Source organism: Amycolatopsis sp. NPDC104819 (assembly GCF_055583145.1).
This window is the reverse complement of record NZ_JBVJON010000008.1, coordinates 174,556-193,904: the sequence shown is the minus strand read 5'-3', so window position 1 is coordinate 193,904 and position 19,349 is coordinate 174,556. Positions and strand designations below refer to the sequence as shown.

Annotated in this window: 13 protein-coding genes; 3 read left to right on the top strand and 10 right to left on the bottom strand. The window is 70.9% G+C overall.

The window, feature by feature from the left end; translation table 11 throughout:
• Positions 1-14: 14 nt before the first annotated feature.
• The 7 genes from ACZ63E_RS26235 to ACZ63E_RS26205 are packed head-to-tail and all read right to left on the bottom strand — an operon-like array spanning position 15 to position 13,640.
• Complete coding sequence (locus tag ACZ63E_RS26235) at positions 15-1,208, bottom strand: cytochrome P450 (RefSeq protein WP_465338758.1); 1,194 nt, start codon at positions 1,206-1,208, stop codon at positions 15-17.
• A gap of 44 nt (positions 1,209-1,252) precedes the next feature.
• Positions 1,253-2,014: a thioesterase II family protein gene (locus tag ACZ63E_RS26230; protein ID WP_465338757.1), complete on the bottom strand. Its 762-nt coding sequence runs from the start codon at positions 2,012-2,014 to the stop codon at positions 1,253-1,255.
• A gap of 28 nt (positions 2,015-2,042) precedes the next feature.
• Entirely contained in the window at positions 2,043-2,717 is a 675-nt protein-coding gene (locus ACZ63E_RS26225; protein ID WP_465338756.1) for a class I SAM-dependent methyltransferase, read from the bottom strand.
• Positions 2,718-2,727: 10 nt separating this feature from the next.
• Positions 2,728-3,945 carry an MFS transporter gene (locus ACZ63E_RS26220; protein WP_465338755.1) on the bottom strand — a complete coding sequence of 406 codons (1,218 nt, stop codon included), beginning with the start codon at positions 3,943-3,945 and terminating at the stop codon, positions 2,728-2,730.
• 43 nt (positions 3,946-3,988) lie between these two features.
• Positions 3,989-4,180 carry an MbtH family protein gene (locus ACZ63E_RS26215; protein ID WP_465338754.1) on the bottom strand — a complete coding sequence of 64 codons (192 nt, stop codon included), beginning with the start codon at positions 4,178-4,180 and terminating at the stop codon, positions 3,989-3,991.
• Between the two features lie 18 nt (positions 4,181-4,198).
• Positions 4,199-8,698 (bottom strand): amino acid adenylation domain-containing protein, encoded by a 4,500-nt coding sequence (locus ACZ63E_RS26210; RefSeq protein ID WP_465338753.1) that lies wholly within the window; start codon positions 8,696-8,698, stop codon positions 4,199-4,201.
• A 1-nt stretch (position 8,699) separates the two neighbouring features.
• Positions 8,700-13,640 (bottom strand): amino acid adenylation domain-containing protein, encoded by a 4,941-nt coding sequence (locus ACZ63E_RS26205; protein ID WP_465338752.1) that lies wholly within the window; start codon positions 13,638-13,640, stop codon positions 8,700-8,702.
• Between the two features lie 1,209 nt (positions 13,641-14,849).
• Between ACZ63E_RS26205 and ACZ63E_RS26200 the strand changes: the two genes are divergently transcribed.
• Together ACZ63E_RS26200 and ACZ63E_RS26195 are read left to right on the top strand one after the other, a co-directional pair.
• A complete protein-coding gene (locus ACZ63E_RS26200) occupies positions 14,850-15,962 on the top strand; it encodes an FAD-dependent monooxygenase (RefSeq protein WP_465338751.1) in 1,113 nt (370 codons plus the stop codon).
• A 10-nt stretch (positions 15,963-15,972) separates the two neighbouring features.
• Positions 15,973-16,674: a TetR/AcrR family transcriptional regulator gene (locus ACZ63E_RS26195; protein ID WP_465338750.1), complete on the top strand. Its 702-nt coding sequence runs from the start codon at positions 15,973-15,975 to the stop codon at positions 16,672-16,674.
• A gap of 267 nt (positions 16,675-16,941) precedes the next feature.
• Here ACZ63E_RS26195 and ACZ63E_RS26190 read toward each other — a convergent pair whose 3' ends face one another.
• Together ACZ63E_RS26190 and ACZ63E_RS26185 are read right to left on the bottom strand one after the other, a co-directional pair.
• Complete coding sequence (locus ACZ63E_RS26190; RefSeq protein ID WP_465338749.1) at positions 16,942-17,334, bottom strand: STAS domain-containing protein; 393 nt, start codon at positions 17,332-17,334, stop codon at positions 16,942-16,944.
• A 57-nt stretch (positions 17,335-17,391) separates the two neighbouring features.
• Positions 17,392-17,796, bottom strand: a complete 405-nt coding sequence (locus ACZ63E_RS26185; RefSeq protein ID WP_465338748.1) for an STAS domain-containing protein — start codon at positions 17,794-17,796, stop codon at positions 17,392-17,394.
• Positions 17,797-18,140: 344 nt separating this feature from the next.
• Between ACZ63E_RS26185 and ACZ63E_RS26180 the strand changes: the two genes are divergently transcribed.
• On the top strand, positions 18,141-18,566 hold the full coding sequence (locus tag ACZ63E_RS26180; protein WP_465338747.1) for an ATP-binding protein: 426 nt from the start codon (positions 18,141-18,143) through the stop codon (positions 18,564-18,566).
• Positions 18,567-18,789: 223 nt separating this feature from the next.
• Here ACZ63E_RS26180 and ACZ63E_RS26175 read toward each other — a convergent pair whose 3' ends face one another.
• On the bottom strand, positions 18,790-19,257 hold the full coding sequence (locus ACZ63E_RS26175) for an SRPBCC family protein (RefSeq protein WP_465338746.1): 468 nt from the start codon (positions 19,255-19,257) through the stop codon (positions 18,790-18,792).
• Positions 19,258-19,349 lie beyond the last annotated feature (92 nt).

The window sequence follows — 19,349 nt, the reverse complement described above, 5'->3', positions numbered from 1 at the left end:
CCATCGACCGGGGATCAGCGACTTGGCGAGAGACGCACCTCCAGGGTGTCGAGTCCGAAGTTGATGATGGACTTGTTGTACTCCGGAGGGGCAGCCAGGCCGGGCGGTGCGGCTCGTCGCGCGAGAACCGTGAACAGGCAAGCCAGTTCGACACGAGCCAGCGGGGCGCCGATGCAGTAGTGGGGACCCCAGCCGAACGCGAGATGACGGTTCGGGGATCGGCGCAGGTTCAGCCGGTCCGGCGCCTCGAACTCCGCCTCGTCCCGGTTCGCCGCCGGTGGCCACACCACGACCCGGTCACCGGCGCGGATGGTCCGGCCCGCCAGCTCGACGTCGCGAGTCGCCGTGCGCAGCACGTGCAGGCCGACCGAGGTCCACCGCAGCAGCTCCTCCACGGCGAGCGCGGAATCGCAGTCCGGCGCGGCCAGGGTCTCCCACGCCTCGGGGTGGTCGATGAGCGTGAGCATCGCCATCGTGGCGGTGTGCCGCACGGTCTGGATTCCCCCCACCAGGATGTTGTCGCAGTTGAGCAGCACCTCCTCGAGCGGGAGCAGCTCATCGTCGACGCGGTGGGTGGCCAGGGTGCTGATGATGTCGTCCTGCGGGTCGGCGCGACGCCGAAGGGCCAGCTGGAACAGGTACGGCAGCAGGTTCTGGTGCGCGGCGCTGCGGGTGGCCGGCGTGGTGCCCAGGAACGCCGCGTCGCACAGGCGGACGACGTGGTCCCGGTCGCCTTCGGGGACGCCGATCAGGTCGCACATCACCGCCAGCGGCGTCGCGGTGCTGATGCCGCGCACGAAGTCGGTGTCGCCACGCTCCATCGCGGCTTCGACGACTTCGCCGGTCAGCTGGTGCACCCGGCCGGTGAGTTCGGTGGCCTTGCTCTTGGTGAAGAACGGCAGGACGAGCCGGCGCAGGTCGCGGTGCTTCGGGGGATCGGTGAGCGCCATCATCTTGCCGGCGCCGGCGGGTGTGGTGCCTTTTCCCGAGCCGAGCAGGGACCCGCTTTGCGAGCTGAACGTCGCCGCGTCGTTGAGCACGGCGCTCGCGAGCTGGTGTGACAGGACGCACCACAGTGGTCCCTCTTCCGCGGATTCGATCAGGTGCACGGGTGCCGCGTGACGCAGTTCGCGCAGCACCCGGTGGCAGTCCTCGGCGGCCCAGAACGCGGGATCGGTGAGGTCGAGGGTGGTGGCCACTCCGGTCATGGCTCCTCCTGGAAGGTCTTGAGTGCGGGCCCGGGTGCCGGGGGTCAGAGCCGGGCGGTGAGCAGTTCGGTCGTGGTGCGGGCCACCGCGCGCACCGCCGCCGCGCCCGACTGCAGGATCAGGTGGCCTGCCGGCAGCTCGGCCGTCGTGACGTGACCCGTGCACAGTTCGTGCCACGACTCGGCGTCCCGGCGCGACAACGAGGTGTCGTCGGTGCCACGCACGACGTGCAGAGGCTGCCCGTAGATCGGTTCGGCCCGATGGCGGTAGGAGCCGAGCAGACCCAGGTCGGAGCGCAGGACGTCGCGGGCGTGCTCGCGCAGCACCGGATGCCGCAGGATCGCCGCCGCGTGGTCGTCGTCACCAAGCAGGAAGTCGATGAGCTCGTCGGCGTCGGCGGCGGTCGTGCCACCCGGCGAATCCAGGGTGTGGGGCGCGGCGAACCCGAGCACGGTGCAGGCGAGCGGGGCGGACACCGGTGCGAGGGCGCGGGCCGTCTCGTAGGCGAGCAGGCCGCCGATGCTCTGTCCCAGTACGGCCCAGGGCCGGTCGAGGGAGGTCACGACCGCGTGCGTGACCGAGTCGAGGAGTGCGTCGAACGTCGGGGGCGGTGGGTGGTGGGCCCGTCCGGCGCGGCCGGGCATGCGCAGGGCCCAGACCTCGACCTGCTCGGGCAGTTCGCGGGCGAGGTCGGCGAAGGCCGGTGCGTCGCCGCCGGCGTGCGGGAAGCAGTAGAGCCGGACAGCGGCGTCCGGCCGGGGTTCGGGCAACCAGAACCAGTCGCCCCGGGTGGCCGGGTTCGGCATGGTCTTCTGCTCCTTCCGGGGCGGTCGGTCAGCGCACGGGAGTGGCGGTGCACCAGGACATGTCGTCGGTCAGCCAGCCGGCTCGGCTCAGCCCGGCGGAGCCGAGGTAGAGGTCCAGCTCGGCGTCGTCGAGGAACTGCACGTGTTGCAGGTGGGTCCACTCCCGGCCCCGCCAGCTGTAGTGCATGAGGGCGCGCACGAGGTGCGGGGTCAGGTGGTCGGCGCGCACGAGCGTCGCGGTCAGCTCGTCCCATTCCCGGGGTTCACCGACCCCGGTGAACCATTCGGGCAGCGCGCGTTCGATGATGACCTGGCCGCCGTCCCGGACGTGCCGGCGTGCGGTCGCGAGCATCTCGTACCGCACCTCGGCGTCGGTGAGGTTGACCAGGCAGGAACCCAGCACGACCGCGTCGTAGCGGGTGCCGAGGTCGAGGTCGGTGATCTCGGCGCACACGGTTTCGGCGCCGCGGATGTGGGCGAGCATGTCGCGACTGTGGTCGACGGCGACGACCTTGTGGCCGAGCTCGACGAGCGGATGGGTCAGCCGTCCGGCGCCGGCGCCGAGCTCGAGCACGAACGCCGAAGGCGGCAGTGCGCTGTTGACGACGTCGGGTGTGCGGCCGGCGCGGAGGATGGAGTACAGCTCGACGGGGTCACCTTCGGGGCTGAACGCGCCGGGGCCGGTGCCTTTCTGGCGGGACATGGGCGGACTCCTAACTGGACGTTGACGGGGAGGTTTCCGAGCGGACGCCGGGTCGAGCGTCCGCTCGGCGGCGCAGGACGAGGGTGACGCCGGCGGTGAGCAGCACCACGAAGCAGACGGTCAGCAGCAGGCGGTAGGGCACCGATTCGATGAGCAGCGCGCCGATCGGGATGGAAAGCGCTTGCGGGCCCAGGATCGACAGGTCGGCGGCGGTGGCGACCCGGCCGACGAGGTGGGGTGGGGTGTCCCGTTGCCAGGCTGTGGTGTAACCGACGACGAGCCAGGGCACCCCGACGCCGAACGCGGCGAACGCCGCGAACACGACGACCGGCGACTGCTGTGTCATACCGAGCGCGCCCAAGGCCATCCCGGCCAGCCCGGCCCCGGCGGTCGCGGACTCGCCGAGCCGCCTGATCAGCACCGCCGCGGTGACGCCGCCGGCCACACTGCCGACGCCTTGGACGCTGGTGAGCACGCCCAGGAACGACGCGGGCTTGCCCAGTCCCTCGCTGACGACGGCGAAGTCCGAGCTGTCGAAGAACCCGACGACCCCGAACGCGAGGCCGATCGCGGTCGTCATCACCACCAGCCGCGGCTGGGACCACAGGTGGGTCAGCCCGGCGCCGACCCTGCGCACCACGCTCCGCGGGACGTCGGCGGACACGGGCGCGGCCTCGGCGACCCGCAGCCGGCGCAGCGTGACCGCGGCCAGCAGGAACACGACCGCGACGACGAGCGCCAGGGTGCGGCCCCCGAGGAAGGCGTACAGCCCGACCCCGAACAGGGGACTGACGACCCGCATCACCTCCCCGGCCGAACGCAGGTAGGCGTTGGCGACGGCCAGGTCGTCGTGGGCCACCAGGGTCTTGACGATTCCGGCTTGGGCGGACCGCAGGAAGACGGCGGCGAGGCCGTACGCGCCGGCCACGACGTAGATCAGCCACAGGCTCGAGGCCGAACGCACCAGCAGCAGCGACGGCACCAGCACGACCGCGGCACAGTTGACGGTCAGCAGCACCGATCTGCGGCGAAGGTGGTCGACGGCGTACCCGATCAGGGGCCCGAAGGCCACCGGCAGGACCACGCAGAAGAACACCAACCCCGCCGCGGAGTTGCTGCCGGTCAGGTCCTTGGCCCACACGCCCAGCGAGAGGAACAGGCTGTTGCTGGCGAAGCCGGTCAGCACCTGGAAGCAGAACAGCACGCGGAACGCGGGATCGCGCAGCATCCGAACCCTCCTCCCGGCCGGCCGAAGGTGCTCGAGCGGGGCATCAGCGGGATGCCCCGCGCAGGGATTCGGGCCGCAGACCCGTCCACACCCGGTCGATCTGCTCCAGGCACTCCGGCCGGGTCCCGGTGGAGCCGGTGGCGTGCCAGCCGGCGGGCGGCTCGGTGTCCGCGGGCCAGACGGAGTACTGGGCGTGGTCGTTGACGACGACGGCGAACTGTCGGTTTTCGTGCACGGGATCCTCCGGTGCTTGTCAGGCGAAGGGAGCCGACCACGGGGCGCCGGTCATGACGTCCACAGCGGTCGCGTAGTCGGCGGCGTAGCGGTGCAGCTGCTCGGCGGACAGCGCCTGGGTGCCGCTGTCGGCGATCAGCAGTGACCGGTCCGAGCCCGGGTCCTGGACGAGCGCCACGTTGAGCGGAAAGTGGTTCGGCTCGCGGCGCACGGTCGGTTCCACGCCCAGGCGCGGGTCGATGATCGCGGCGTCCGTTGTGGACAGTGTGCCGAGCGCGTGGAACCGGTTGAACGTGAAGCTGCACTCCAGTGCGGGACCGGCCAGGTGCCGGACGATCTCGCTGTGCGGCGTGCGCCGGTGGGGAAGCAGTTCGGTCTCCTGCCGGTGGAGGTCCCGCACCAGGGTGGGCCAGTCGGGCGCCGGAACGGCCCGGAGGGGGACGGTGTTGAGGAACACGCCCTTGGCATCGGTGCCGGTGTCGTCTTCCGGCCGTCCGTTGACCGTCAGCCCGGTGACGATTTCGCGGTCGCCGGTGAGCTTGGCCAGCGCCACGACGTGGGCCGCCAGCGCGGCGCTCTTGACCCCTACGCCGTGCTCGGCCGCGAACCGCCGGAGCCGGGCGCCCAGGGCTTCGGGCAGCTCCCGCTCCAGCACTCCGGAGTCGGCCGCGCGCGCATCGCCGCTGCCGGTGCGGGGCAACGTGGTCGGCCGGACCCCGGCGAGCCGATCGGCCCAGAACCGCTTCGAGGCAGCCGATTCCGCCGTCGCCCGCTCCAGCGCGACGTAGTCGCGAAACGAGGTGACGGGCTCGGGTGCCGGCCGGGGCCGGGGATCGTCGCGCAGTTCGGCGTGCCGGCGCAGGAGCTCGGCCAGCAGCGAGGTGAAGCTCCAGCCGTCGAGGATGGCGTGGTGTTCGACGAGGGTGAACTGGTACGTGCCGGCGGCGAGCCGCTGGATGAACACCCGCAGCATCGGCGCGCGAGTCACGTCGAACGGCTTGGCCCACTCCCGGTTCGCCAGTTCGACGACGCGCTCGTGCTGGGTGGAGGAGTCCAAGCCGCGCAGGTCTTCCACGGTCAGGTCGACGGTGGCCGTCCGGTGCACGAGCTGCATCGGCACGCCGGCGGACACCAGGTCGAACGACGTGCGCAGCACCGGGTGCCGGGTGGTGACTTCGGCGAGTGCGACGCTCATCGCGTGCTCGTCGAAAGCGCCGGACATCCGGTAGCTGTTCACGTTCTGATACGGGCTGCGGCCCGGTTCCAGCTCCATGTGGTAGACCATCGCCAGTTGCATGGACGTCATCGGGTAGGCGTCGACCACGTCCGGCGGCAGGTGCGCCCGGTCGCCGGCAGGGACCAGGTCGAACGCCGCGCTCGGGACCGCGTCCCCGGCAGCGCCGACCGGGAGGGCCGCCGCGGCCAGATCGGCCAGCACCGGGCTGGCGAACAAGGCCGTCAGGCTCAGGTCGAACCCGTGGGCGCGCATCCGGCCCGCGACGTCCACACTGCGGATCGAGTCGCCGCCGAGCTCGAAGAAGTTGTCGGTGCGGCCGACCCGGTCCACCCGCAGCACCTCCTGCCACACCCGCGCCAGCAACCGTTCCCGCTCCGTGCGTGGTGGCTCGTGGCGACCCTGGTCCCCGGGAACCTGGGCGGCCGCGGGCAGAGCCGATTGGTCGAGCTTGCCGTTCGCGGTCAAGGGCAGGTCCGGCAGCGGGGTGATCACCGCGGGTACGAGGTGCGCGGGAAGCCGGGACACGAGGTGGGCCCGCAGCTCGGCCGCGGAGGTGTTCCCACCGCCGGTCGCGGCGTAGGCGACGAGGTACTGGTGCGTGCCGCCTGGTTCGGTCCGCGGCAGCACCGTGCACCCGGACACCGCCGGGTGTTCGGCGAGCACGTGTTCGATCTCGCCGGGCTCGATCCGGAACCCGCGGATCTTGACCTGGTGGTCCGACCGGCCCCGGTACTCGAGAGTGCCGTCGGGCCGCCAGCGGGCGAGATCGCCCGAGCGGTACCACCGCGAACCGTCACCGGCGACCGGGCTGGTGACGAAACGCCGCGCGGTCAGCCCGGGATTGCCCACGTATCCGTTGGCGACGCCCGCGCCGCCGACGAACATCTCCCCGACGATCCCGATCGGCGCCGGCTTTCCGGCGGGGGTGAGGACCGCGACCGACAGGTGCGGCAGCGGCCGGCCGATCACGCTGGTGGTGAAGTCCTCCGGGCCGGCGATGTCGTGCCGGGTCACGTGCACGGTTGTCTCGGTGATGCCGTACATGTTGCACAGCAGGGCCTTCGGCGCGTCCGCGTGCCGGAACCAGCCGGCGACGTGGTGCGGTCGCAGTGCCTCCCCGCCGAGCACGACCAGCCGCAGGTCCGGCAGTGTTCGCGGCCGCTCGGCCAGCGCCGCGGTGAGCTGCCCCAGTGCCGACGGGGTCTGGCTGAGCACAGTGACCCGCTCGTCCGCCAGCAGCCGGGCGAACTCCTCCGGCGTGCGGCTGACCGCGAACGGCACCAGCACCGCGCGGGCTCCGTGCAGCAGCGCGCCCCAAAGCTCCCAGACCGAGAAGTCGAAGGCATAGGAGTGGAACACGGTCCAGACGTCGTCGGCGGCGAACCCGTACTCCGGCGACGTCGCGTCGAAAAGGGAGACCACGTTGTGGTGGGTCACCTCCACGCCCTTGGGGCGGCCCGTGGAGCCGGAGGTGTAGATGACGTAGGCCGGGTCGTCCGCCGAGACGGTGATACCGGGGTTGTCCGCCGGTTCCGATCTCGCGGCGTGGACGTCTTCGCCGGACAGGGTCAGCCGGACTCCGGCGTCGGTGAAGACGAGGTCCGCTCGTTCGGCTGGATCCACGGGGTTCACCGGAACGTAGGCAGCACCGGCCTTCAGCACCCCGAGTACGGCTTCGACCTGGGCCGCGGACGGTTCGAGGCGCAGTCCCACCCGATCACCGGGTTCGACGCCGAGCGCGCGCAGCCGATGTGCGACCCGGTTGGCTCCGGCATCGAGCTGCGCGTAGGTCCGTGACTCGCCGTCGACCGAAACGGCGACCCGGCCGGGGTGCTGTGCCGCTGCCTGTTCGAACCGGGTGTGCAGCGCGACCGCCGCGCGGGCCGGCGCGGGGGCGACGGGGCCGACGATCGCGCGGTCGGCGGGAGTGAGCAGGTCGAGGGCGGTGATCGGCTGCCGCGGGTCCTGCGTGACAGCGTCGAGCAGCAGCAGCCACCGGTGCACGGCACGGTCGACCGTGGCTTCGTCGAACAGGGCCGTGTCGTATTCGACTTCCAGCCCGAACCCGGTGCCCCGGTCGGACACCGACCAGATGAGGTCGAACTTGGCCGTCCCGGTGTCCAGCGACAGCCGCGTGCCCCGCACCGGTCCGAGGGTGACCTCCCGGTGTGCGGCACGCTCGTCGTGCATTCCGAACACCACCTGCGCCAGCGGTGAGTGGTCCGCCGGGCGGTCGGCGAGCACGGCATCCACAATGGACTCGAAAGGCACTTCCTGGTGGTCGAGGTCGTCGAGCACGGCGAGGTTGACCCGGCGAAGCAGGTCACGGAACGCCGGGTCGCCCCCGGCGTCGACGCGTAGCGGCAGCATGGTGACGAAGTAGCCGATCAGGTCTTCCCACTCGAAGCGGTCCCGGCCTGCGGCCGGACTGCCGATCACGAGGTCCTCTTGCCCGGTGTCGAGCCGCAACAGGGCGGCGAAGGCGGCGAGCAGGACCACGTACGGCGTGGTGCTTTCGGCGGCCGCCAACGCACGCACGCGCGCCGCGACCGGGTCCGGCAGGTCCGCGGACACGGTGGCGCCGGTGAACTTCCGCACCGTCGGGCGAGGCCGGTCGGTGGGCAGTTCCAGGACGGTCGGCGCCCCGGCGAGCCGTTCGCGCCACCGATCCAGTCTCTTCGCGGCCTCCGGTGCGCGGCCGAGGTCCTGCTGGTGCCGGGCGAAGTCGAGGTACTGCACCATCGGCGGCCGCGGCAGCGGTCCGGTCCCGGTCGCCGCGGCGGCGTAGTGCTCGCTCAGCTCACGTTCGAACACCGCGGTCGACAGCTCGTCGAAGACGATGTGGTGGAACACCACCAGCAGAGTCGTTTCCCCGGCCTCCGAGCGCACCAGCGCGGCGCGCAGCAGCGGGCCGTGTTCGAGGTCGAAGCCCCGCCGCGCCAGCTCGGCCAGCCGGGCGGCCGCCGCGGCCGCGGGATCGCGGGCGGAGCGGAGGTCGTGCTCTTCGATGGGCACGGGCATCGTCGGGTGGACCACCTGGCGAGGCTCGCCCAGCGCACCGGAGAAGGTGGTCCGGAGAGCTTCGTGCCGCCGCACCACGGCGTCGAGGCTGCGCTGCAGCACCGGGGTGTCGAGTGGCCCGCGCAGCCGCAGGGCCCACGGGATGTTGTAGGTCGCCGTACCCGGTGCGAAGCGGTCGAGGAACCAGAGTGCTCGCTGGCCCGGGGCCAGCGGTCCCGTGGTGGCGCCGGCCTTCGTCACGGGAATCCAGGTGCCGGTCATCTCAGCCCACCTCCGTGCTGATCTCGGCGACCGCGCGTACCCATTCGGCTTCGTCCATCGCCGGCAGGGCACGGATCGCGCTCGCTCGCGCGTCGATCTTCGAGTCCGGACCGGCTTGCTCCCGCAGCCGGCCGGCCTGCCCGCTGATCGTCCTGGACTCGAAGTAGGTTCGGATGGGGAGCTCGGTGCGCAGGGCGAACGTGATCCGCGCCCGGGCCCGCAGGGTGTTCAGCGAGTGGGCGCCGGAAGCGAACAGATCCTGGTCGTGGCTCAGCTCGGGCAGCTCCAGCACGAGCGACCAGATTCTGGCGAGGACGTCCTCCACGGCGTGATCGCCTTCCGTGGCGGGCGTCGCCACGATCGGGGCGGGGGTGAGGGCGGCGCGCAGTGCCGTGCGGTCGATCTTGCCGTTGGCGGTCAACGGCAGAGCCGGCAGCAGCGACCACCCGGTGGGCACCATGTGTTCGGGGAGGATGCTGCGCACGTGGGTGACCAGTTCCCCCTCGGCCGGGGCCGGGCCCGGGGCGAGCACCACGTGGGCGTGCACCCGGTGGTCCTGCACCGTCGCGGCCGCCCGCGCGACCCGGGGATGGCGCTCGAGCACCACCTCGATCTCGCCCAGCTCGACGCGCTGACCCCGGATCTTGACCTGGTCGTCGTACCGTCCGACGAACTCCAGTTCGCCGTCGTCGCGGTGCCGGACGATGTCACCGGTGCGGTACAGGCGTTCGCCCGTGTCGGAGAACGGGTCGGGCACGAATCTGTCGGCCGTGAGGGCGGGCCGGCCGAGGTACCCCAGCGCCAGGCCGGCGCCGCCGATGTGGAGCTCGCCTTCGTCGCCGGCCGCGACCGGACGTCCGTCGGCGTCCAGCACGTGAAGCCGGACGTTGTCGATGGGCCGTCCGATCGGTGTCGCGCGCGCGTCGGCGGGCAAGGGGTGGCATTCCCAGGAACTGACGTCGATCGCCGACTCGGTGGGGCCGTAGAGGTTGTGCAGCTCTCCGGGAACCCGGGAGAGGAACTCGTTGACCAGTGCCGGCGGCAGTGCCTCACCACTGCAGATCGTGCGGCGCAGCGACCGGCACCCGTGGACGTCCTCCTGGTCGAGGAAGGCCGCCAGCATGGACGGTACGAAGTGGACGGTTGTGACCTCGTGCTCCCGGATGACGTCGCGCAGGTAGGTGGGGTCGCGATGCCCGCCGGGGCGGGCCAGCACCAGCTTCGCCCCGGTGAGCAGCGGCCAGAAGAACTCCCAGACCGAGACGTCGAAACCGGCCGAGGTCTTCTGCAGCACCACGTCGTCGGCGCCGAGCCGGAAGCGGCGTTGCATCCAGTTCAACCGGTTGCAGATCGCGCGGTGCTGGGTGACCACGGCCTTCGGCCGCCCGGTGGATCCGGAGGTGAAGATCACGTAGGCCGGGTCGAGCGGCCCGGCCGCGGGGGGGGGGGGGGGGGGGGGGGGGGGAGGGGGGGGTCCTCCCCCCCCCAGCGAGCAAGAGAAAGGGAAAACCAGCCCGGCGAGCGCTTTCTGGCACAGGACGACCGGGGCGTCGACGTCGGTGACCATCACGCTGATCCGGTCCGGCGGGTACTCGGGGTCCAGGGGCAGGTAGGCGGCACCCGCCTTGAGCACCGCCAGCAGTGCCACGACCAGCTCCGGAGAACGTTCCGCGAGCACGCCGACAACCGTCCCGGGGGTCACTCCCGCCGCACGCAGCCGTCGCGCCAGCTCGTCCGTCGCCGAATCCAGAGCGCCTCGGGTCAGGACCCGGTCCCCGGCCACGACGGCGACGGTCTCGGGTTCGCGGCGCAGGGCCGCACGCACCAGTTCGTGCAGTGTGGTGGCGCGGGGGAAGTCCGCCGCCGTGTCGTTCCACCGGGCCGTTCCGGCGTCGGGAGGCGGGGCAGTCATGGAGTTCCTCCTCTGGTCCGTGCCCGGTGCGTCGTCCCCGGTGGCGGTGACGCGGCCCAGCAGTGACGTCCAGTCCTCGACCACGGCCCGGGCGGTCGCCCGGTCGAAGAGGCCGGAGTTGAACTCGACGACCCCGTCCAGTTCGTCGCCGTGGTCGGTCACCTGCCAGCCGAGGTCGAACTTCGCGGTTCCGGTGGGCACGAGCTCGCGGGTCCCGGTCACCGGTCCGAGCCGGATGGCGCGGTGTTCGTGGGTGTGCATCTCGAAGGCGACCCGCACCAGTGGTTCGCGATGGCCCTCTTGGCTGTGCACGGCGCGTTCGACGACGTCGAACGGCACGTCCTGGTGACCGAAGTCCGGCAAGACGGTGGTGCGGACCTTGTGCAGCAGCTCCCGGAAGCCGAGGTGCCCGCCGAGGTCGAACCTCAGCGCGATCAGGTTCACGAAGTAGCCGACGAGACCCTCGAAGCCGGCCGGGCGGCCGCTGACGGGAGTGCCGAGGACGATGTCGTCCTGCCGGGCGCGCTCGCCCAGCACCACGGCACAGGCCGTGGCCAGGACCAGGAAGGGGGTGACTCCCTCGGCGCGAGCCAGCGCGCGGATCCGCCGGGTGGTCCCGGTGTCGAGGCCGAAGGTGACGGTGTCGCCTAGGTAACCCTGGTCTTCCGGTCGAGGAAGGCCGTGGACCGGCGCCAGACCGGCCAGCCGTCGTCGCCAGTAGGCGACATCGTCGTGGAACACGTCGGTTTCCGCTCGGTTCGCCCGGAGTTCGACGAAGTCCTGGTACTGCCGGCGGAGCGGGGAGAGCGGGGTTCGGCCGCCCGCGGTGTAGATCTCCGCCAGCTCGGCCTCGAACACCGCGAGCGACAGCTCGTCCCAGACGATGTGGTGGACGACGACCATCAGGTCGGACTCCTCCTCACCACGGCGCAGGAGGACGGTACGCATCAGCGGGCCCCGGGCCAGGTCGAACGGCGTCCGGGCGGACCGCCGGATGATCGCGGCGGCGTCCTCGGGACCGGCGTCGCGCAGGTCGTGCAGCTCCAGCGGCACCCACAGGTCAGGCAGGTCCACCCGGCGCGGTTCGCCCCAGGGGCCGGGGAACGCCGAGCGGAGGGGCGCGTGCCGGCGAACCAGCGCGTTGAGGGACCGTTCCAGCAGCCCGGGATCCACCGGCCCGCGCAGGTGGAAGCACCACGGCACGTTGTAGACGGGACTGTCCGGAGCCCAGCTGTTCAAGAACCACAACGATTCCTGGCCACTCGACAGCGCGTGCTCGTGGTCCACGGTTCGTGTTTCGGGCACCGCGGCCGCGGCAGACGGGCCGACCAGGTCGAGTTCCGTCGCGAGGTCCGCGAGCGTCGGCGCGGAGAAGACGGCTTGGGCGGGAACGTCGGCGCCGTACTCTTCGGTCAGGCGCGCGATGGTGGTCAGCGCACGGAGTGAATCGCCACCCAGCGCGAAGAAGTTGTCGCCGGGGCCCACGTGGTCAACGGCGAGGACCTCGCGCCAGACCGTGGCGAGCCGGGCTTCCGTCGAGGTTAGCGGCCTCGGCGTGGCCGGCTCCGGCTCGTCGGCGGGCTCCGGCAGCGCGCGGCGGTCGAGCTTCCCGTCCGCGGTGAGCGGGAGCGCGTCCAGAAGGTGGACTCGGGGAACCTGCGGTGGAGGCAGTGCCTTTTCCGCGTGTGCCAGGAGTTCCGCGGCGTCGCAGTCCGGCGCCACGACGTAGGCGACGAGTACGGCGCCGCCGCCCGGCGTGGGGCGGCCGAGTACGGCGCACGACCGCACGGCGGGATGCCGCTCCAGGACCTGCGCGGTTCGTGCGGGTTCGACCCGGAAACCGCGGATCTTGACCTGGTCGTCGATCCGTCCCACGAAGTCCAGGTTTCCGGAGGGGGAGCGGCGGACGAGGTCACCCGTGCGGTACATCCGTGCGTGGTCGTCGTCGGCGAAGGGGTCCGGCACGAACGCCGCGTCCGTCGCTTCGGAATCGCCGTGGTAGCCGTCGGCCAGCAGTGGGCCGCCGACGCACAGTTCGCCCGGCTCGCCATCGGGTACCGGGTCCAGGTGCTCGTCCACCACGTACAGGAACCGTTCGCCGCAGGCCGAGCCGATCGGGACGTCGGTCACATCCGGGGAAAACGCTTCCGGCACGCGGTAGGTCGTCGCTGTGATCGCGCATTCGGTGGGGCCGTAGGCGTTGACGAGCGGAACGTGCGGCAGCTTTTCCTGCCAGGCCCGTACCGAACCGGGGGACATCCGTTCGCTGCCCGAGATCATCAAGCGAAGCCCGGAGCACGCGGCGACGTCCTCGGGGCGCAGCGCGAGCGCAAAAGCGTTCCAGTACCCGGCAGGCAGGTTCGCCACGGTGACCCGGTGGCGGGCCAGCAGCGCCGCGAGCTCGGCGAACCTCGGGGGTGCCGCGCTCCGTGCGACGATCGTCGCACCGACGCTCAGCGGGAGAAGAGCCTGCTCGATCGAAACGTCCACGTGCGGCGCGGCAAACCACAGGACCCGGTCACCGGGCACCACACCGAACGTTTCCCGTATCGACGAGAGGTGTGCGGCCAGTACGGTTCGGGAGACCTGCACGCCTTTCGGTAAGCCGGTCGTCCCCGAGGTGGGCACGGTGTAGGCGATTCTTTCCGCACCTGGTGGACGGGGTGCGCGATCCGCCGTTTCGGACAATTCGTCCAGGCACAGGAGGCCGCTTTCCTCTTCCCGGACGATCAGCCGGGCTCCCATCGCCCGGCAGATGCCGGCATTCACGCTTGCCGGCGCCAGCGGATCCACCGGAACGTAGTCGACCTCCCTTTTCAGGCATGCGAGCAGGGCGATCAAGGCGTTGACGCGTGCACGGCAGGAAACCGCTACGGCCTCGCCGTGGCGAACCTGGTGGCGTTCCAGCTCGCGGACGAGTTTTCTGCATCTTTCGTCGAGTTCGCCATAGCTGAGAGAGCGATCCTCGTGGATGACGGCTGTCGAGTTCGAAGGATGGCCGGACAGCAACGTGTTCAAGTTCACGGGCATGCCGAAAGGATCCCCCTGTGAATGCGGAGTCGGACTGGTCGTCGGATGTCTGAGACGGGACGAATCGGGCGCGTATCGGTAAAGGGCGCTCAACTGACTGAGATTACTTGACGATCCGTTGGTTTACCTGGATTCCACGTTCCATTCTTGCGGGAACGATGGTTGCTGACAACGCGGGGCCGACCCGCGAGCGGTTTTGATGATCACGCTTCATCCGATGCTACCCACGACCTGATCGACGTGCTACTCGGCCTGGGCACATCACCCGATTAGACCCCCGCTGTTCGCGCGTCTCCGAGTCCGCCGTATGCACTACCCGGAGTGGGACTGGTCAGTGCCGGCGAAAAGGCGATCGAACAGGGCACGGAAAGCGAGGACGGCGACATTTGTCCTCGTTGTTGCTGGTCACGGTGATATGCGGGCACGTCGTCCGCGCGGTGGTCGAAGCGCCACCGGAGCCGGGTGGCACCCGGTGTGGCTGCGACTCGGGGAGGGGGCCTTTCGGGTGACGGTCATGAAACCAAGTTGTCGAATGAGCCTCTTGAAATAGTCGAATATGCGTTTGTGGCGGAGACTGCGCTCGTTAGGGCGCGGGCGAGGCCCGGCAGCCGAATATGCGGCCATGGGTGCTCCGAACAGGCCGCGACGCCGGCGTCGATCGTCGTCCGGGGATGAGGCCTCCTCGACCGACGCCGAGAGCGGACCCCGGTCGTGCGGGCCGTTCGCCAAAATGCACAACGCCGTGTCCCGGAAGGCTGCGAACTCCCGGCCGGCCTGACTGCGGCCGATGGCGCGAGGTGGGTCGCCATCGCCCTGCGGGGGCGCTCCTGGCGATCCGGTCGTAGACGATGCGAGCGAAGACCGGTTCGCGGTCGGCGGCATGTCGTTCCCGATTCGGGTCGCGGGTGATGACTCCTCTTGGTGCGCGTGGTGGTGACCGGCTCGGCGTCGTCCAGTGCCGCGCGGCAGGGCAGCGAGCCGGTGCTGACGCGGCGGATGTCCGGCTGCAGCCGACCTGGCCCGGCATCCGACGGGAGCCGGCGGTGTTCGCCCAAGCCGTCCGTGGGTGACCGGACGCGCTGGTCCGGGATCGCCGTCGCCGCACCCATCGTGCTCTAACGCACCTTGTCGTTGTCTTAAGGGGGTGTTAGTCTAATTAAAGCAACAAAGTGTTGCTTTACTGGTGAGTCAACGGACTAAGGGGTGGACATGCGGATCCTGGTCAGTGGGGCAGGAGCGGCCGGGCTGAGTGCGGGCATCGATCTCGCGCGGGCCGGGCACGCAGTGGAGATCGTCGAACGGGCCGACCACCTGCGCGTCAACGGCTCGCCGATCGACGTTCGCGGCGAGGCCATCGAGACCGCGCGCAGGATGGGCATCCTCGACGCGGTACTCGAGCACCGGATCACGATGACCGAGCAGACGACGTTCGTCGACCGCTCCGGCGCGGCCGTGGCCTCCCTGGTGATGGCGGAGATCAACGAGAGCCCTGACGACATCGAGATCCCCCGTGAGGACCTCATGGCCGTTCTGCGGCAGGCCTTGCCCGAGCAGGTCGACCTGCGCTTCGAAGAGTCGATCGCGGTGCTGGCCGACGAGGGGAGCCGAGTGGTGGTCACCTTCGCCTCCGGCCGCGAGGCCGCTTACGACCTCGTCGTCGGCGCCGACGGGGCGCACTCGGCGGTGCGCCGGCTGGTGTTCGGCCCGGAGCAGGACTTCGCCGAGCACCTCGGGGTGTACGTCGCGATCGGGGACGCGCCCGGCCAGGCGGCTTCCGGCGACCGCGTGACGGAGGTCCTCAACCTGCCGGGGTGCTTCGCCGGTGTGGCCCGCTACCGCGACAAGGCGTTGGGGATCTTCGAGTTCCGGTCCGAGCCGATCGACTACGACCACCACGACCTGGGCGCGCAGAAGCGAGTCCTGGCCGAGGCCTTCGCCGGGATCGAGGACTGGAAGGTTCCCGAGCTGGTCGCGACCGCCCAGGACGACCCGAACCTCTACTTCGACGTGCTCGTCCAGATCCTCATGCCGAGCTGGCACCGGGGACGGGTCGTGCTGATCGGGGACGCTGCGCACTGCGCGACGCCGATGGCCGGGCGCGGCACCTCGCTGGCCCTGCTCGGGGCGTGGACGCTCACCGAGGAGCTCGGTCGCCACGGTGATGACCTCGAGGCGGCGTTCAACGCCTACGAGCAGCGCCAGCGCCCCCATGCGGCGGCGGCCCAGGAGTTCGCGCGCGGCGGCGCCGACCTCATGGTTCCTGCCACTTGGGAGGCCATCGAGGCGCGCAACGCCCGGCTGCGCTCAATGCAGCCGCTGTAAGGTGTCGTCCGTGGCCGACGACGGACCCGAGCGAGAACCCGCCCGGCGGCCGGGTGGGCGGACCGCCCGGCTGCGCCGGCAGATGCTCGAGGCCGCCGTCGAGCTGGTCGCGCGGGACGGAATCCGAGGCCTGCGCTACGAGGACGTCGCCGAGCAGGCCGGGGTCAACAAGACCAGTGTCTATCGCAACTGGCCCGACCGTACGGCCCTGGTCGCCGACGCGCTGACCGCCTTCAGCGCCGATGCGGCGCCCCTGCACGACTCCGGTGACATCGAAGCCGACCTCGTCGACTTTCTCGAAGCCCTCGCCGCCTCCCTGGCGAGCCCGCACGGACGGGCCCTGCTGAACGTGATGAGCTCGGCCAGAGAGGACCCCCAGCTGCAGACTGTGGTCGACGAGGTCTTCGCCCGGCGCCAAGCGACGCTGCGCCGGCGGGTGGAAACGGGGATCCGGGCCGGCGAGCTGCCACCGGTCGATTCGTATTTCCTCCTCGAGATGCTCAGCGGTCCCGTCCACCTGTTCCTCGGGCGCGGCGCCCGTGTGTTCACCCGAGCCGACGCGCGGCGGGTCACCGCGATCGTGCTCGCCGGGGTGCGTGCCACCGGTGGCTACGCCGGGCCGGAGCAGGCGCGGATGGTCCGTGGCGCCGAAGCAGACACCTCGCACGCCACCGGACAGCACGCCGCCTCTTCCGGCGACGCCGCGCGGTGACCGCATCTTCCGAGACCTCGACCGGATCGCCGCCCAGTCCTGGCTACCGATTCGCCCTCGCGTGCTGCTCCGCCCACGCAGGTGATTTCGCGCGACTGAGGGATTGAGTCCGAGCCGGAATGGCTTTCGCGCGCCACTGTGGTCGCGGGAGTGAATGGCCCTTCGGTCGGGCGGTGCGGTCGATGGCGCCGCCATGGTGGTTATGACGAGGCCCGGGCCTCCGGTTGTGTCGAGCACCGGAGCAGGTCCGGCGGCGCCCTCGTTCGGTCATCGGGACATCGCCGCGAGTGCCGGGGGCAGACCGAGCCAGGCCCGCGCCCGCGCCATGGTGGGGACCACGGTCAGTTTCCGGTCCAGGCCCAGCGCCTGCACCGGGCGCAGCACGGCCCGTTGGCGGGTCACCAGGACGAACCCGCCGCGGGCCAGCAGGTCGTCGCGGTGCGCGTGGCTGTCGTGGGCGGCGTCGAGCAGGCCCATGCTGCTGGCCGCGCAGAACGTCACCGCCTGCAGGTCGGCGATCAGGGGCAGGTCGGGGTCGGTGGTGGCCAGTTCGACTTCCAGCTGCGGGTCGGTGTGCAGGTCGAGCACGCCGGCGGCGACCACGACGCTGACGTCGGGGTGCTCGCAGGTGGTGCAGCAGAGGGTGGTGGGTTCGGTCATGCGGATCGTCCGCCTAACGGTTGCGGGACGCCGAACGGGTGTTCCGGCGCCGCGAGCTCAGCTCGGTTCCGGCTCGAGCGGGTCCGAGGTCAGAGCCGCGGTGGCCGTGGTCAAAGCCGCGGCCAAGGAGGTCGTGATCGTGAGGTAGCGGTTCATGCCCAGCAGCGTCAGCGGGCGCAGCACGGCATCGACGTCGGTGGCCACCACCAGAGGCAGCCCGGCCTCGGTCAGCCGGACCGCCGTGGCCGCCAGCTGCCCGAGGATGCACGACGCGCAGAACGTCACGGCGGTCATGTCCACGACCACCGGCCGTCTTCGCGTCTCGGCCTGGGTGAGGGTGGCGCCCAGCAGCGGCTCCGCGGCCAAGTCCAGCTCGCCGGACGCTTCGACCACCACCACGTCGCCGCGGTCGGCAGTCTCGATGGTGAACAGCGCACGCGAGGACGCGTCTTCGACGGCCATGGTGCTCCAGCCCGTGATGCGGTGGCCCCTGGCACCGTCAGGCCGGTCGCGTGCGAGGCGACCGCCGGAGTCCGGTGCCGACGGGGGTGAAGCGACGGGGCTGGGTGCTCAACGACGTCGCACGACGAGACTACCCGGAGGCACCGACAGCTCTTGCAAAGCGGGCCCGACCTTCACCCCGCTGTGACGGATCCGTCACAGTGAGAAGGTCGCCAGTGACAGCCGGTCTGCGTGCCCGGATGCCGTACCGCTGTCCGTGGTTGGCCACCCGCCGAACGGGGCATAAGTCCCGTGGACTGTGTTGCCTTGGGGGAGTCAGGGCGCCGAACCGGAATGGATAGTTGATGACGGCTGACCGTGCCGAACACACCGACAAGCAGGTCGAGGTCAGAATCCTCGACGTGGCCGACGACCTGGCCGAACTGGCCCGGGTCCGCGGCTGGGCGCGCACCGCCCTCGCGGACATCCCCGCGCGGGAGCTCACCGACATGATCATGGTGCTGGACGAGCTGGTGTCCAACGCCCTGCGCCACGGCACCCCGCCGCGGCAGGTCCGGCTCAAACGCCGGCCGGGGTGGCTGCGCATCGAGGTCGACGACTCCTGCGTGGACGGAGCGTGCCCCCGTCCGCCGGCCGAGGACGGCGGCCGCGGGCTGACGCTGATCGAGTCGTGCGCGATGGTGTGGGGCCAGGCTCAGCACGAAAACGGCAAAACGGTCTGGGCTGAGCTGACCTCGGTCGATCACCCACAGGGCGCGGTGCTGGAGTAGTTCCGCGCGCACCGAGGGGTCCACGGACTTCCGTGGCCGGTCTCCGATGCCGGCGAAAGGCAGGCCGAGGAGGCCGCCGACCGGTGGGGTCAGTGCTTGACCGTCGCCGGCAAGACGGTGTGGGCCGCGTTGTCACGCCGCTGAACCGGAGTACTCCTGCGCCATAGCACCGCATCCTCGAGGTCCCGCGCGCGCCGGAGTTCCAGCCGTTGCCCACGACTGCTCAGGACGAGACGGCAGTGGCGAGGTGGGCGAGTGACGCCTGGAGCTGCTCTTCGGTCACCAGCGGGAACGACACCTTCTGCAGGATGTTCTTGTCGGTGACCTTGCTCCAGTCGTAGGTGAGCGCGACGACGGTGGATTCGGGTCCTTCGGGGGTGAGCTCCCACAGCCATTCCCACCCGGGCGGCTCGGTGCCGGCCGGACCTGTTCGCCAGGCCAGCACCTTGTTGACGTGGTAGCCGGTGACGTGGTTGTCGGTCTGGTAGTCGCCGCCCATGTGCTCGCCGGTCATGTTCATGGTGAAGGTCTGCCCGGCCGCGGTGATCCGCTGCGGGTGGTCGGCCGAGCGCACGAAACCCGACCCGTCGATGTCGGCGTGCCGGTCGGGACGGGTGAGCAGGTCGAAGATGTCGTGGGCTGCCGCGTCGACGGTGCGCTCGACCGTGATCCGCTTGTCGCTGGTTGTCATGGGTGCATTCTGACCCGGATGTCCCGGGAGGACGACTCGAGCAGCTCGGGACTTCGGGCCGCACCGCATTCCCCGCGGCGCGGCCCGGGCCG